Source organism: Plantactinospora sp. WMMB782, from assembly GCF_049179135.1.
Lineage (GTDB): Bacteria > Actinomycetota > Actinomycetes > Mycobacteriales > Micromonosporaceae > Plantactinospora.
In genome coordinates this window covers 362,794-377,553 of the sequence record NZ_JBMHMC010000007.1, presented here as the reverse complement: position 1 = coordinate 377,553, position 14,760 = coordinate 362,794, and the positions used below count along the sequence as shown (strand labels likewise).

General features: G+C 73.7%; 13 protein-coding genes. 5 read left to right on the top strand and 8 right to left on the bottom strand.

Going from position 1 to position 14,760, the window contains the following annotated elements; genetic code table 11:
• Positions 1 to 39 precede the first annotated feature (39 nt).
• Complete coding sequence (locus tag ACN28A_RS03560) at positions 40 to 699, top strand: DUF4142 domain-containing protein (protein WP_421392260.1); 660 nt, start codon at positions 40 to 42, stop codon at positions 697 to 699.
• 159 nt (positions 700 to 858) lie between these two features.
• Here ACN28A_RS03560 and ACN28A_RS03555 read toward each other — a convergent pair whose 3' ends face one another.
• The 6 genes from ACN28A_RS03555 to ACN28A_RS03530 form a co-directional block, all read right to left on the bottom strand.
• Complete coding sequence (locus ACN28A_RS03555) at positions 859 to 1,758, bottom strand: alpha/beta fold hydrolase (protein WP_421392259.1); 900 nt, start codon at positions 1,756 to 1,758, stop codon at positions 859 to 861.
• A gap of 113 nt (positions 1,759 to 1,871) precedes the next feature.
• Positions 1,872 to 2,159: an Lrp/AsnC family transcriptional regulator gene (locus ACN28A_RS03550; RefSeq protein WP_278063297.1), complete on the bottom strand. Its 288-nt coding sequence runs from the start codon at positions 2,157 to 2,159 to the stop codon at positions 1,872 to 1,874.
• Positions 2,160 to 2,267: 108 nt separating this feature from the next.
• On the bottom strand, positions 2,268 to 3,092 hold the full coding sequence (locus tag ACN28A_RS03545; protein WP_421404122.1) for a nucleotidyltransferase family protein: 825 nt from the start codon (positions 3,090 to 3,092) through the stop codon (positions 2,268 to 2,270).
• Between the two features lie 134 nt (positions 3,093 to 3,226).
• Complete coding sequence (locus ACN28A_RS03540; protein WP_421392256.1) at positions 3,227 to 3,763, bottom strand: NUDIX hydrolase; 537 nt, start codon at positions 3,761 to 3,763, stop codon at positions 3,227 to 3,229.
• Positions 3,764 to 3,862: 99 nt separating this feature from the next.
• Entirely contained in the window at positions 3,863 to 5,644 is a 1,782-nt protein-coding gene (locus ACN28A_RS03535; RefSeq protein ID WP_421392254.1) for a RelA/SpoT family protein, read from the bottom strand.
• 143 nt (positions 5,645 to 5,787) lie between these two features.
• Positions 5,788 to 7,554, bottom strand: a complete 1,767-nt coding sequence (locus ACN28A_RS03530) for a DEDD exonuclease domain-containing protein (RefSeq protein WP_421392252.1) — start codon at positions 7,552 to 7,554, stop codon at positions 5,788 to 5,790.
• Between the two features lie 127 nt (positions 7,555 to 7,681).
• On the opposite strand from ACN28A_RS03530, the gene ACN28A_RS03525 reads away from it, so the two are divergent.
• The 4 genes from ACN28A_RS03525 to ACN28A_RS03510 all read left to right on the top strand — a co-directional run bounded on the left by ACN28A_RS03525 (position 7,682) and on the right by ACN28A_RS03510 (position 12,231).
• Complete coding sequence (locus tag ACN28A_RS03525) at positions 7,682 to 9,331, top strand: NYN domain-containing protein (protein WP_421392250.1); 1,650 nt, start codon at positions 7,682 to 7,684, stop codon at positions 9,329 to 9,331.
• A gap of 187 nt (positions 9,332 to 9,518) precedes the next feature.
• Positions 9,519 to 9,740, top strand: a complete 222-nt coding sequence (locus ACN28A_RS03520) for a hypothetical protein (RefSeq protein ID WP_421392249.1) — start codon at positions 9,519 to 9,521, stop codon at positions 9,738 to 9,740.
• Between the two features lie 92 nt (positions 9,741 to 9,832).
• Positions 9,833 to 11,092: a M48 family metallopeptidase gene (locus ACN28A_RS03515; RefSeq protein WP_421404121.1), complete on the top strand. Its 1,260-nt coding sequence runs from the start codon at positions 9,833 to 9,835 to the stop codon at positions 11,090 to 11,092.
• On the top strand, positions 11,089 to 12,231 hold the full coding sequence (locus ACN28A_RS03510; protein ID WP_421392246.1) for a glycosyltransferase family 4 protein: 1,143 nt from the start codon (positions 11,089 to 11,091) through the stop codon (positions 12,229 to 12,231). The genes ACN28A_RS03515 and ACN28A_RS03510 overlap by 4 nt, the downstream gene beginning before the upstream one ends.
• Before the next feature lie 79 nt (positions 12,232 to 12,310).
• On the opposite strand, the gene ACN28A_RS03505 is transcribed toward ACN28A_RS03510, so the two are convergent.
• Positions 12,311 to 13,696: an RICIN domain-containing protein gene (locus tag ACN28A_RS03505; protein ID WP_421392244.1), complete on the bottom strand. Its 1,386-nt coding sequence runs from the start codon at positions 13,694 to 13,696 to the stop codon at positions 12,311 to 12,313.
• Between the two features lie 389 nt (positions 13,697 to 14,085).
• Positions 14,086 to 14,754, bottom strand: coding sequence for a response regulator transcription factor (locus tag ACN28A_RS03500; protein WP_130460771.1), 669 nt, complete (start codon positions 14,752 to 14,754; stop codon positions 14,086 to 14,088).
• Between the last annotated feature and the right edge of the window lie 6 nt (positions 14,755 to 14,760).

Genomic DNA, 14,760 nt, shown 5'->3' with positions numbered 1-14,760 from the left:
CCGGGTATCCCCGGAGTTCAACGACGGAGGGGGGAACACATGTTGGTCGTCAAACGCCTGGGCGTGCTCGTCTCGATGGCGGTACTCGGCCTCGTACCGGCCGGTGCGGCATACAGCGCCGCGGCCGCGCCGTCGGGGACACCGTCGGCCACGCCGTCCGCTTCGCTGTCGGCGCAGGACAGACAGTTCCTGCAGTCGATCCACCAGGTGAACCTCGCGGAGATCGCGACGGGCAACCTGGCCAAGCAGAAGGGGGCGAGCCAGGAGGTCAAGGACCTCGGTGGCCGGATCGTGACGGACCACACCCAGCTCGACCAGAAGGTGCAGAGCGTCGCCTCGGCGGCCTCGCTGACACTGCCGAACAAGGTGACGAGCGAGCAGCAGGCGGTCGTCAACCAGTTGCAGAACGTCTCGGGTGCGGACTTCGACACGCAGTGGGTCACGGCCCAGCTGACCGCGCACACCCAGGCGATGCAGCTGGTGCAGGCCGAGTTGACCCAGGGTTCCGACCCGTCGGCCAAGCAGGTGGCGCAGCAGGCGGCTCCGGTGCTCCAGGCGCATCACAACGCGCTGGTGGCGGTGGCCCAGAGTCTGGGCATCCCGATCCCGGGTGGCACCACGGTGGGACCGAGTCCGGGAATCAGCTCCGGCGCTCCGTCGCCGGGCCGGACGGGCACGCCGAGCCCGACCATCAGCTGATCCACCGCCGCGACACGGCGGCATGACGGGTTCTCCGGCTGTGACACCGACGCCGGGGGACCCGTCGTCGCCGGCACCCACTGGTCGTGCCCCCCGCCGGACGGGCCCGGTGGGCGACGCTGCCGAAGCCGCTGCCGGGCCGGGGATCGGGGGGCGGCGCTATCGGGGCGGCAGCTCCGCGACGAAGGCGGCCACTTGGGCGACGACCGGTGCCGACGCGCGTACCCAGGTGAAGTGGTCGAGTCGGGCACCGCTCTCGGCCTCGGTGTAACGGGTACGCCGGACCGGGGCGGCGACCAGCTTCTCGCAGAGGAAGTCGAGGGTCCCGTGCGGGGTGTACTGGTCGTGGTCGACGCTCACCGCCAGCACCGGGGTACGCACCTGCCGGACGGCGGCTTCGGCGTCCACCCCGTCGAGCCGGGGAAACCGACCTGTCCGGGCGGTGTGCGCCCAGTCCCGGATCACCCCGCGCGCCTGCCGGCCGCCGAAGCCCCAACCGGGCCAGCTGCGCAGCGCGACCGCGCAGCAGTGGATGAGCTGGGTGCTGGCGAGGATGCCGAGCCGACGAGGCTCCGGATAGGCCCGCCAGTACGGCAGCCCGACCGCGACCAGGGCAAGTCCGTCGACAGGTGCGGCCGGGTCGAGGGCCAGGTGCAGCAGCGCGGCCTGCCCGCCGAGCGAGTGGCCGAGCAGGATCGTGGTCCGGCCGTCGAGCCGTGGCTTGAGGCTGGCCAGCACCGCGCCGACGTCACCGGCCAGCTCGGCGTAGCCGTACCGGGAGGCGCGGCTCGGTGCCGGGGTGCTGGCGCCGGTGCCGCGCAGGTCGGCCACGACCACGGCCAGCCCGGCGGCCCGCAGCGCGGCGGCGAGCGGGGCGTAGTAGCTGGCCCGTACCCCCATCGCCGGCCAGATCAGCACGACCGGCGCATCCGGCGCGCCGACCGGGTCGGGATAGCTGCGCAGGGCGATCCGGTCGCCGTTCCGGTCGACGAAGATCTCCTCGTGGTCCGGGGCCGGAGCCGGCTGCGGGGGCTGTCCCGGGCTGCTGTCGCTGCTCATCCGGCGAGCGTAGCGACCACACGTTACCGGCCGGTAGCCGGCGTGGCCCGGCCGGCGGTGGCCAGTCCGGCCCGGCGCTGGCGAGCCCGCCGGTCAAGCCCGGCCGGCGGTGGTCAGTCCGCGTCGGGGAGGCCGATCGCGAACGCCTCCTCCAGGTCGTGCTGGGAGTACGCCCGGAAGGCGATGTGCGACTCGGTGCCGAGCACCCCGGGCACCTTCGAGATCCGTCCGGCGATCACCTCGGCGATCTGCTCGAACTCGCGCACCCGGACGATCGCGATCAGGTCGACGTGACCGGCGACCGAGTAGACCTCGCTGACGCCGGGTACCGCGGCCAGCGTCTCGGCCACCTCGGGGATCGAGTCGGTGGCGCAGTCGATCAGGACGATCGCGGTGATCACCGGAGAACTCCTCTCGTCGACGTGCCCGCTGGCGCGACGCCGCGCCCGGCGGAGACCGGAAGCCGGGTTGCGGCTGCCCGCCCATGCTAGAGGTTCCCGGCGGGACCCTCAGCCTCCGGCCGGGACTGTCAGGGTGTCGCCGACCCGGATCGCGTCGGTCAGGTGCTCGTCGGCGCGGACCAGGCCGCCGGGCCAGACCACGCAGCGGTCGAGCGTGCCCCGGACCACCGCCCCGGCACCGACCACCGCCGCCCGGTGTCCGCCGGTCACCTCGGCGGTCGGGTCGAGCAGGCTGCCCCCGCCCGCCGCGTGCAGGTTCGCCGCCAGGTAGTCGGCGGGCGTTCCGGTGTCGAGGTACCGGCCGGAAAACTCGACCACCTCCAGTTCGCCGGCCGCCTCGGCGGGGCGCCACACGGTGTGCACCAGTTCCGTCGGCTCGACCGGCAGGTCGTGGACCCGGGACCAGGGCAGCAGGGAGAAGCCGGCGAACCGGTGCCGGCCGAAGTCGCCGGGCTGGGGCGGGCCGTCGACCGGCTGACCGAGCAGCCGTACGGTGCGGCCGTCCCAGCCGGCGAGCAGCGCGGCGACGTCCGGCCCGGGTGACGCGTCCGGCGCGGCGAGATAGGCGTCGGCGTTCCCGACGAGTACGCCCCGGCCGTCGATCCAGCGGCGCAGGTTGGCCACCCCGCCGGTGGTGCCGAGCGGGTCGCCGGGCTCGACCGAGAGGGCGGCCCGGCCACCGACATGCTCCACCACCCGGTCGCCGAGATAGCAGGCGTTGACCGCTACCGTCGCGGGACCGTCGAAGCCGAGCGCGGCGACCCGGTGCAGCGCCCGGTCCAGCAGCGGTACGTTCCCGACCGGACAGAGCGCCTTCGGCAGGTGCTCGGTGAGCGGGCGCAGTCGGCGGCCCTCCCCGGCGGCCAGCACCACGGCGCAGACCTCGACGCCGCCGGCCCCGCCGGAGCGGACTGCCGCCGGAGCGGGCCCGACCGTTGCCGCGCCGGAGCGGGGCGCCGAGTCGGAGCCCGCTGCCGGAGCGGGGGGTGGCGGCGGGTCGGGAGCGGTCACGACGGTGGCGGTGTGTCGGCCGGGTCGGTCTCGACGAGCGGGCCGATCCGGTAGTTGGCGAGCAGCCGGGCGGTCGCGGTGCTGAGCCGGGGCAGTTCGTCGAGCGGATGCCAGGCGGCCTCGAGGACCTCGGCACCGTCGACCACCAGTTCGGTGGTCGAGGCCGGCACGTCCACCTCGAAGACCATGTCCACCCAGCCCTTGAGGTGCACCACCGCGTTCGGCACCGCCGGCCGGAACTCGGCCAGCGGCAGCCTGATGCCGGTCTCCTCGTGCAGTTCCCGGGCGGCACCGACCAGCGGCTCCTCACGGTGCTGGAGCAGCCCGGCCGGCAGGGTCCAGCCCCGGTTGGAGGGCTGGCGCAGCAGCAGGATCCGGCCCGGTGCCGCCGCTTCGGCGTCGTGCACCAGGGTGACCGCGCCGACGATGTACTTCGGCACCGCCAGTCGGACCAGCTGGCGGCGCACCCCGAGGGGAAGACGGTAGAAGATCTTGTAGCCGACGGCGCGGGCCGGCGAACGGCGGGGGGTCACCGAACCAGGCTAGATGGCGTACCGGCCGGGCGGTTGGCCCGGGGCACGACGAGTCGGTCCCGCTGGGTCGGACCGGTCACTCCCGCTGGCCCGGACCGGTCACTCCTGGTGGTCCACGAGTGCGATCAGCTGCTCGACCACCGTGTCCGGCTCGACCGTCCGGTCCACCACCGCGACCAGCAGGGTCTCCAGGTCGGGATAGCCCTGTTCCTCGGCCAGCCGGCGCAGCGGCAGGTCGTTGGCGAGTCCGCGGTCGTGCTTGCGCAGCGTCAGCCCGATGGTGGCCCGGCCCAGCCGCACCTTGTCGGAGATGGAGATCGCCGGCTCCTGGTGCTCGGCGAACCAGCGGTTGATCTGCATCTGCGCGTGCGGCGACTTGACGAAGCCGAGCCACTCCCTGCGCGGCCCCGGCGGGGCGACCGCCAGGTCGAAATCGCCCTGCGCGTCGGTCTCGCTGAAGATCTCGACCACGTCGCCCTCGTCCAGCTCCGACGAGAGCGGCGCCAGCCGACCGTTGATCTTCGCGGCGAGGCAGTGGTCGCCGCGGTGCGGCCCCAACTCGTAGGCCAGGTCGACCGGGGTGGAACCGGCCGGCAGGACGATCTGCCGGCCCTCGGCGAAGACCTGGATCTGCGTCTCGGCCAGGTCGCAGCGCAGCGACTGGAGGAACTGCGCCGGGTCGGCGGTGTCCCGTTCCCAGTTGAGCACCCGTTGCAGCCAGTCGAGCTGTTCGGCGCTGCCGGCGGCGTCCACCCCGGGCTTCGGGTAGCGGTAGTCGGCGGCGATGCCGTACTCGGCGCAGCGGTCCATCTGCTTGGTCCGGATCAGTACCTCGACGATCCGCTCGCCGGGGCCGATCACCGTGGTGTGCAGGGACTTGTAGAGGTTGTTCTTCGGCGCGGCGATGTAGTCCTTGAACCGGCCGGCGACCGGCCGCCAGAGCCCGTGGATCGAGCCGAGCGCGGCGTAGCAGTCGGTGTCCGGACCGTCGACCACGATGGCGATCCGGGGCAGGTCGAAGGGGACGGCCTGATCCCGGGCGACGGTGTCCTTCCAGATCGAGTAGTAGTGCCGGTCCCGGCGGCGCACCGTGGAGACGATCTTGTCGCGCCGGAGTACCACCTTGGCCTGGGCCACCACGTCGTCCAGATAGCTGGCCCAGTCCGGCCGGTTGCGCACGTACTCGTCGATCCGGTCGTACGCCTCGGGTTCGAGGTGGCGCAGCACCACGTCGTCGAGGTCGCGCTTGAGCGCCTGGATGCCGAGCCGGTCGCAGAGCGGGACCAGCACCTCCTGGGTGGCCCCGGCGATCCGGGCCCGGGAGGCGAGCGAGCGGGCGTCCAGGGTACGCATGTTGTGCAGCCGGTCCGCCAGCTTGATGATCAACACCCGGACGTCCTTGCCCGCCGCGATGATCATCTTGCGGATCGTCTCGGCCTCGGCGGCCTTGCCGTAGAACGCCTTGTCGAACTTGGTCACCCCGTCGACCAGGTGCGCCACCTCGCGTCCGAAGTCGCCGGTGAGTGCCTGGAGGGTGTAGCGGGTGTCCTCCACCGTGTCGTGCAGCAGCGCGGCGACCAGGGTGACCGTGTCCATCCCCAACTCGGCGCAGATCTGCGCCACCGCCAGCGGATGGGTGATGTACGGGTCGCCGCTCTTGCGGAACTGTCCCCGGTGCATGCTCTCGGCAATGGCGTAGCTGCGGCGCAGCACCCCGACGTCGGCGTTCGGGTGCACGTTGCGGTGTGCCCGGACGAGTTGGGTCACCGGATCGTCCTCAGCGGACGGCCAGGAGAGCAGCGAGCGCAGCCGACGACTCAGCGTGATCTCTGTCGGGCGGGTGCTTCCGAAGGCAGCACCGTGACCGGCTTCGAGGTCCACGCGGAGCCACCTCCTCGCTCACCATCCCGTCCGGTGCCCATGGACGCGCCGGAACACCGGTGCGAACGCAAGCCCCGAAATCGGGCAGGACTGCACTTCTCTAACAGCCTAAAGGAGTGAAGGTCGTCCGATCGGTCACTTGCTCATGTGCGTTCGGTCGGGAGTTGTCGGGACGACGCTGCCTCGGCCCGGACCAGCAGGTCACGGAACCGCCCCGCACCCCTGGCCGGGCAGGCCCAACCGGTCGAGGTCTCGACCAACCGCGTGTCGGGTCGTTCCAACCAGGACAGGATGCGTTCGGACTCCTCGGCCGTGGCGTTCGGCACCGGGCCGTGACCGGGCGGCACCGTCTCGGCGGTGGCCCGGACCAGGTCGAGCACCCGCCGGGGCGGCTCGCCCGGCGCCGCGGTGCCGGCCCCGGCCAGCCGGCCGTGCCGGATCACCGCGATCTCCCAGCCGCCGTCGGAGGCCCGCCGGGCGGCCGAGAGCTCGCCGATCCGGGCCAGCCCGAGCAACCGTTGCATCCGGACGGTCGCCCGGAGCACCGCCGCGAGCCGGCTCCGGACCACCGCCGCCTCCTCGTAACGCTGTGTGTCGGCCAGCGTTCCGATCCGGGCCAGCAGCGCGTCGACGACCACCCCCGGATCGTCGGCCAGCGCGGCGCGGACCGGCTCGACCGCGCGGGCCGCGTACTCCTCGACCGAGATCCGGTGCTCGCAGGGTGCCGGGCAGCGACCCAGCTCGGCCAGCGCGCAGGCCGGGCTGGTGGTCCGGACCGAGAGCCGGGGGGTGCACTGGCGCAGCTGCACCGCGTCGTGCACCCCGGCCGCCGCCAGCTCGGCGGCCCGGCGGGACCCGAACGGGCCCAGATAGGCCGCGTCGTCCGGCCCCAGCGACCGGACCAGCGACAGTCGCGGGTACGGCTCCGAGGTCAACTTGAGCCAGACCACCCGTTCCGGGAACTTCGACCGCCGGTTGTACGGCGGGGCGTGCGCCGCGATCAACCGCAGCTCGCGGACCTCCGCCTCCAGCGGGTGGGCGCACTCCACCGCCTCGACCCGCTCGGCGGCGGCCAGCATCTCGGAGATCCGGGCCCGCTTCTCGGCGGCGGTGAAGTAGCTGCGCACCCGGGTGGCGATGTCGCCGGAGGTGCCGACGTAGAGCGGCCGGTCGTCGGCGGCCCGGAAGATGTAGACCCCCGGCACCCTGGGCAGGCCGTCGGCGAGGTGCCGCTTGCGGCGCTGGGTCGGGGTGACCGCCCTGGCGAACTCGATCGCCTCGCCGAGGGTCTCCACCCGGTGCCCGCCGAGCCGGGCGATCAGCCCGTGCAGCACGTCCACGGTGGCCCGGGCGTCGGCCAGCGCCCGGTGCGTCGGCTGGTGCGGGGTGCGGAAGAAGGCCGCCAGGGTGCCGAGCTTGCGGTTGGGCACCTCGTCCCGGGTGAGCACCCGGCGGGCCAGCGCCGCCGTGTCCAGCACCCGGGGATTCGGCCAGGTGTAGCCGTGCCGGGCGCAGGCCGCCTTGAGGAAACCCACGTCGTACGGGGCGTTGTGCGCGACCAGCACCGCACCCCGGAGGAACTCCAGCAGGCTCGGCAGCACCTCCTCGACCGGCGGGGCCGGCAGCAGCATCGCCTGGGTGATCCCGGTCAGCACGGTGATGAACGGCGGAATCGGCTCACCGGGGTTGACCAGGGTGGCCAGCACCCCCAGCTCCTCGCCGCCGCGCACCTTCACCGCGCCGATCTCGGTGATCCCGCCGCCGTCCGGGGCGCCTCCGGTGGTCTCCAGGTCGAGGACCACGAATGTGGTCCCGCGCAGCGACTGCGCCTCGTCGGGCCAGCCGTCCGAGCCGGGAGTGCCGTCCGACAGGCCGTCCAGCGTGCCCTGGACATATTGAGGTGAGACCACGGCGGGCAGGGTAGGCGGCACGTACGACACTTACGCATCATCCGTACCAGTCGTTACCAGGGGCCGACGGGGCGAGATCATCTGAGGTGTTGGGCGATCGGTAGGGTGTCGGTGGGAGACTGGCGACATGCCCCGCGCCGAACCGTCCGACGACCGCCTCCCCGAGGAGGCGGCGCAGCCCGCGCGCTCCCAGCGTGCCGGCTCCCCCGGGCGGGACGGCGGCACCGACGAGCCGCGTCCGGCCGTACCCCGGGCGGAGGCCCCGGACCCGATCCCGGAGAGCCCGCTCGGCTCCGTCGGCGACGCCCGCACAGGCGATCCGACCGCCGGTGATCCGGCTGGCGGTGACCCGTCGGAAGGTGTCGGGCCGGACGGTGATCCGGCTGGCGGTGACCCGTCGGAAGGTGTCGGGCCGGACGGTGATCCGGCTGGCGGCGACCCGCCGGACGGTGCCGGGCCGGGGGCCGGGGAGGCGGGGGAGCCGGAGCCGACGCTGCCGGAGCCGGTCCGGGCCCGGATCGTCAGCCTGGCCGCCGCCGCGCTGCCGACGCTGCCCGCCGAGGAGCTGCCGCCGCCGCTGCGCCGGGTCGCCAAGTTCGCGCCGAACCGGCGGGCCCGGCTCGGCGGTGGTCCGATCGCCACCCAGCTCGCCGCCGATCCGCTGTTCCGGCAGCGGGTGGCCAGCCGGGTGCTCGCCGAGGCCGGCGAACTCGGTTCGGTGGTGGTCTCCGGAGGAAGTCCGGCCGCCGCCGACCCGGTGGAGGTCGCCGCGCTGGCCTACCTGACCCGCCCGCCGGGCTGGCGGGACCTGGTCTCCGACGCCGGTGCGGCGGTCCAGGCCGAGGCGGACAGCGCGGTCGTCGCCGAACTGGTCCGGGAGGCCGAACAGCGGGCCACCCGCGCCGAGCACGACCGTGCGGTGGCGAAGGTGGAGGCGGACAAGCTGCGCGACGAGGTGGCCCGGCTGCGCGAGGAGATGGGCCAGCTCCGGGAGGAGAACCGGGTGCTGGGCCGGACGCTGCGGGAGGCACAGGCCGGGCAGCGGCGGGCGGCCGAGCTGCTGGCCACCGAGAAGGGCCGGGCCGGCCGGGCGGCGGCCGACCACGAGGCGGAACTGCGCCGGATCCGCGCCCGGCTGGCCGAGGCGGAGGCGGCCGCGGGCGCGGTCCGGCAGACCGCCAAGGAAGCCCGCTCGGTCGACGACGCCCGGCTCTGGCTGCTGCTGGAGACGATCGGCCGGGCCGCCGTGGGGCTGCGCCGGGAACTCGCCCTCGATCCCGCCGACCGGTTGCCGGCCGACTACGTCGCCGACGCGTTCGCCGAGCGCCCGGCGGCGGCGAACTCGGCCCGGGCGCTGGACGCGGACGACCCGGCCCGGCTCGACGAGCTGCTGGCGCTGCCCCGGGCACACCTGGTGGTGGACGGCTACAACGTCACCAAGCGGGGCTTCGGCGACATGTCCCTGGAGCAGCAGCGCAAGCGCCTGATCACCGGGTTGGGCGGCATCGCGGCGCAGACCGGGGACGAGGTGACGGTGGTCTTCGACGGTGCCGAGCGGGTGCACGGGCTGCCGCCCGCGCCGCGCGGCGTACGGGTGCTCTTCTCCCGGAAGGGGGAGACCGCCGACGACCTGATCCGCCGGCTGGTCCGGGCCGAGCCGGCGGGCCGGCCGGTCGTGGTGGTCTCCTCCGACCGCGAGGTCGCCGACGGCGTACGCCGGCACGGCGCCTACCCGCTCGGCGCGGACGCCCTGCTCCGCCGCCTCGCCCGCTCCTGACCAGCCGCCCCGCTCGCTGCTCTGAACGGCCCGGCCAGCCGGGCTGACCCTTACGTCCGTTGATCAGCTGGATGGGGGCGTTGGGCGGCAACGCAGGTTTTGTCGTACCCCTGTCCTAGCGTCGAAGTCACGGACGGTGGCTGCCTGCTGACCTCCACCGTTGCCCGCTGTTATGAGGAGAGCGCAGATGCTCATCGACTGCGACAGTTGCCCCCGAGGGGGTGCGGCCTGTTCCGGGTGCCTGGTGAGCGCCCTGCTGGACCAGCCACCCGGGCAGGCCGCACTGACCGCCGACGAGATGCACGCGATCGAGGTCTTCACCCGGGCCGGCTTCGACGTCGAGATCCTGGACGCGCCGGTCTCGGCACCGGTGCGGCTCGCCAACCGGCGCCGACGCCGGGTCGCGTAGCCCGCCCCGCAACGCGCCGGCCCGCTCCGGGCATAGGATTGGCCGCGCGATCGGAGGGCGGAGCGGATGACCGAGTGGGTACGGGCGACACCGTGACGCCGCGTGCCTGGGCCGGCCTGACCCTTGTCGCCCTCCTGTTGCTGCTCGTCGCGGCCACGGTGCTGCTGGTGCCGTGGCACCGCCCGCCGGCGCCCCGCGCCGACCAGCTCGCCGCGCTCGACGAGCTGGACCCGGCCGACGTGGCCAGGGGCCGGGCCTTCGCCGCCGCGCTGCGTCCGGGCGGCTACGCCGCGCTGGCCGTCGGGCTGGTGGTCGCCCTGCTGCTCGGCCTCACCCCGCTCGGCGCGAAGCTGATCGCCCTGGTCGGGCGCCCGTTCGGCGACAACTGGATCGCCCAGGCCGTGCTCGGCGGTCTCGCCGTGGTGCTGGTCGCCGACCTGGTGACCCTGCCGTTCGCCGCCTGGCGGCACGCCGTGGTGGCGCGCTACGGGCTCTCCACCCAGGGCTGGGGCGGCTGGACCGTCGACCTGCTGAAGTCGTACGCGGTAAGTGCCGTGATCGGCGCGGTGGCGCTGCTCGGCTTCTACGCGGTGACCCGGTTCGCCCCGAGGTGGTGGTGGGCGTTCGGGGCGCTCGGCGCGGCGGTGCTGGTCACGCTCGGCTCGTTCGTGCTGCCGGTGCTGGTGGAGCCGATCTTCAACCGGTTCACCCCGATGGAGCCGGGGCCGCTGCGCGTCGAGCTGATGGCACTGGCCGAGGCCGACGGCGTACCGGTGAAGGACGTGCTGGTCGCCGACGCGTCCCGGCGGACCCGGGCGGTGAACGCGTACGTCTCCGGGTTCGGGCCGACCCGGCGGATCGTCGTCTACGACACCCTGCTGCGGGAGGCGCCGCCGGCCGAGGTGGCCAGCGTGGTCGCGCACGAGCTCGGCCACGCCAAGGACCGGGACGTGCTCACCGGCACCCTCACCGGTGCGCTCGGCGCGGCGGCGGCGGTCGTCGCGCTCTACCTGCTCGGCTCCGCCGGTGCGCTGTTGCGGGCCGCCGGGGTCGACTCGGTGGCCGAGCCACGGGCGTTCCCGCTGCTGTTGGCCCTGGTGACGGTGGCCGGTCTGCTGGCGTCACCGGCCCAGGCCTGGGTCTCCCGGCAGGTCGAGGCACGGGCCGACGCGCACGCCCTGGCCCTGACCGGTGATCCGGCCGCCTTCGAGGCGATGCAGCGGCGGCTCTCCAGCACCAACCTCGCCGACCCCGACCCGCCCCGGTGGGAATACCTGTTCCGGGCGAGTCATCCATCCACAGTGCAGCGCATGGCCGCGGCCCGCGCGTACGCCCGAGGAGCCGGCGGTTGACCAGGACTCTGCTCGTCACGAACGACTTCCCGCCCCGCCCCGGCGGGATCCAGTCCTTCGTGCACGGTCTCGCCGTCCGGCAGCCGCCCGGCTCGGTGGTGGTGTACGCGTCGACCTGGCGTGGCGCCGACAAGTTCGACGCCGACCAGCCCTTCGAGGTGGTCCGGGAGCCGACCGGGATGCTGCTGCCGACCCGGCACGTCGCCCGGCGGGCGGCGGAGCTGGCCAGGGCGTACGACTGCGACACCGTCTGGTTCGGCGCGGCGGCCCCGCTGGGGCTGCTCGCCGCCGGGTTGCGCCGCCGGGCCGGCATCGTCCGGGCGGTGGCCCAGACGCACGGTCACGAGGTCGGCTGGGCGGCCCTGCCGGGTGCTCGTACGGCACTGCGCCGGATCGGCGACGGTGTGGACGTCACCACCTATCTCGGCGAGTACACCCGGGTCCGGCTGGATCGGGTGCTGCGTGGGCGCACCGAGCTGCGCCGGCTGGCGCCCGGGGTGGACGTCGACGTCTACCACCCGGACGTGGACGGTGCGCAGGTCCGGGCCCGGCACCGGCTGGATGACCGGCCGGTGGTGGTCTGCGTCTCCCGGCTGGTGCCGCGCAAGGGGCAGGACACGCTGGTCCGGGCACTGCCGGAGATCCGTCGCCGGGTGCCCGGGGCGGTGCTGCTGGTGGTCGGCGGTGGGCCGTACCGGGGCGCGCTGGAGAAGCTGGCCCGGCGGGTGGGGGTCGCCGCGGACGTGGTCTTCACCGGTTCGGTGCCGACCGCCGAGCTGCCGGCGCACTACGCGGCCGGGAACGTCTACGCGATGCCGTGCCGGACCCGCAACGGCGGGCTGGACGTGGAGGGCCTGGGCATCGTCTACCTGGAGGCGTCCGCGACCGGGTTGCCGGTGGTGGCCGGCAACTCCGGCGGGGCGCCGGACGCGGTCCGGGAGGGCGAGACCGGGTACGTCGTCGACGGCCGGAACGTCGGCCAGCTCGCCGACCGGGTCGCGGCGCTGCTCGCCGACCCGGAGCTGGCCCGGCGCCTCGGTGCCGCCGGCCGGGCCTGGGTGGAGCGGGAGTGGCGCTGGGAGCGGCAGGCGCAGCGGATGACGGAGCTGCTGGCCGGCGGGGAGAGCGTCCCCGGGTAGGGGCGGGCTGCCGGCCGGCGAAGGTGCTGGAACACCCTGCCGACCGGCGACCCGCCCCACCCGGGTTCGGCCGGTGTGCCTAGAACTGCGAGAAGAACCGCCACACCTCGCCCTTGGTCCAGGTCCGGGCGCCGCTGTCGCCGCCGCCGTCGACCGGACCGGGGGTGTGTCCTCCGTCGAACGCGCCCCACTGCACCGGATATCCGGCCCGGCAGCCGGAGTAGACGGTGGTGACGTGGGTGCGGCTGCCCGCCGCCGGCTCACGCGGGCTCTGCGGGGTGCAGCCGTTGTTGCTGACGAACCTGTCCCGGAGCGAGCGCCCACCGGCGATGTTGTCGGAGATGCCGTGGATCCCGAAGTACGCGACCGGCTGGGTGCCGCCGGTGCAGCCGCTGAGCAGTCCGGGGGCGCCGTAGACGGTGACGGCCCGGAAGACGGTCGGCCGGGCACAGGCGAGCGCGTAGCTCATGGAACCGCCGTAGCTGAAACCGAGGGCGAAGCGCTGTGCCGTATTGACGCAGAGGTCGCTCTCGATCCGGCGGATCATGTCGTCGACGAAGGTGAGGTCCTGGCCGCCGGAGTTGGCCCAGCCGTTGTCGATGCCCTGGGGTGCGACCAGGATCGCGGTGTTGTTGGACTGTTCCTGCTGCCCGTAGTAGGCCCAGGCGGCCCCGTCCGCACCGCCGTACGCCACGTCGCCGGCGGTGCCGCCCCACCAGTGGAACGCGAACATCAGCCGGTAGGGGTTGGCGTTGTTGTAGTTGGCGGGGATCCTGAGGATGAAGCTGCGGCTCCGGCCGTTGCTCTGGATGGTGTGCGTTCCGCTGGTCAGCGTCGGGGTCTTGCCGCATCCCGCGCCCGGGTCGCCGCCGCCCGGCGGTGGCGTGGTGGGGGTGCCGCCGCCGATCCGGGACAGCTGCCACTGCTGGTTGGTTCCGTTGCCGTCGGCGTACTGCACGACGTTCGCGCCGTCGGCCGTCGAGGCGCCCTGCACCTCCACCGCCTTGTTGCTGTTCCGGTTGAGCAGCCGGACGTGGCCGCCGTCGGAGTCGGCGAGCCGGAACTGCTGGTTGGTCCCGTTGTGGTCGGACCACTGGACGATCGCGCCGCCGTCGGCGGTCGACGCGTTCGACACGTCGAGGACCTTGCCGGAGTGCCGGGACTTCAGCCGGTAGTAGCCGCCGCCGGAGTCGACGAACTGCCACTGCTGGTTGGCCCCGTCGTTGCGGGTCCACTGGCTGATCCGCGCGCCGTCGTTGGTGGCCAGGCCGTACAGGTCCAGGGCCTTGCCGCTGTTCCGGTTGACAAGCACGTACCAGGCGTTGGTGTCCACCGTCGCGGCGGCGGCGGGCGCCATGTTGACCACGACGAGCGTGCCGGCGGCCAGCAGTGCCGCGCCGGCCGCGGCCAACCAGGACCGGCGACGGCGTCTGGCGGGGGAGGCGGGACGAACCTCACCGTTCATCGAACTGCTCCTTCGATCGGGACCACGCGCGATCGGAACGGGACGCGCGTTGCCGCAGGGTCGGCGTCCGGGAGCGGGGTGGTGTCAGCGCATGGGCCGACCTGCGAGCCAGTGCATCACGGTAGCCTCGTCATACGTCATACGTCAATTACCTACGTCGATGTCTTGGCCGTCGGTGTCGTGGTGCGGATTCGGGACGACTCGGCGCAGGTCGGGCACGGCGGCTCGACGCTTCCCTCACGATGGGGCAGAGCTCGCGATGGGCAGAGCTCGCGATGGGCAGAGCTCGCGATGGGCAGAGCTCGCGATGGGCAGAGCTCGCGATGGGCAGAGCGAGCACGCGCACAGCGTGGCCGCCCCGCGACGCGGGGCGGCCACGCATGACGCTCTCAGAACTTCGGGGCGTCCGGCGCTTCCAGCAGACCCAGCCGGAGCGCGGTCATCAGGGCCTGCGCCCGGTTGGCCGCGCCGAGCTTCTCGTAGAGCTTCGAGATGTGGGTCTTGGCCGTCGACTCGCTGACGAAGAGCTGCTTGGCGATGCCGGCGACACTCATCCCGTCGGCGAGCAGGCGGAGCACCTGCCCCTCCCGGGGCGAGAGCTGCGGGCCGGACGGGGCGAGCCGGCGCTTCATCGCCTCGGCCAGGTCGGCGGCGGTGAAGGCACTCGGCGACGAGGCGGCGTGCCGGGCGGCGGCGACCACCTCGTCGGCGGGGGCGGTCTTCGGCACGAAGGCGCTGGCGCCGGCCTCCAGGGCACCGAAGAGCTGGTCGTCACCGGCGTACATGGTGAGCACCACGATCCCCATGGTGGCGCTGGACTTGCGCAGCGCCCGGGTCGCCTCCAGGCCGCTGCCGTCGGGCAGCCGGAGGTCCATGATCACTACATCGGGTTGCAGGGCGCCGGCCTGTCGCACCCCCTCGGCAGCGGTGGCGGCCTCGCCGACGACCTCGAACTGCCGGTCCCGCTCGAACGCGTGCCGCAGGCCCTTGCGGATCAGGTCATGATCGTCGACGAGCAGGACCTTGGTCCGAGTGGTCGGCGTGGGGCTGGTGGTCATGCTCGG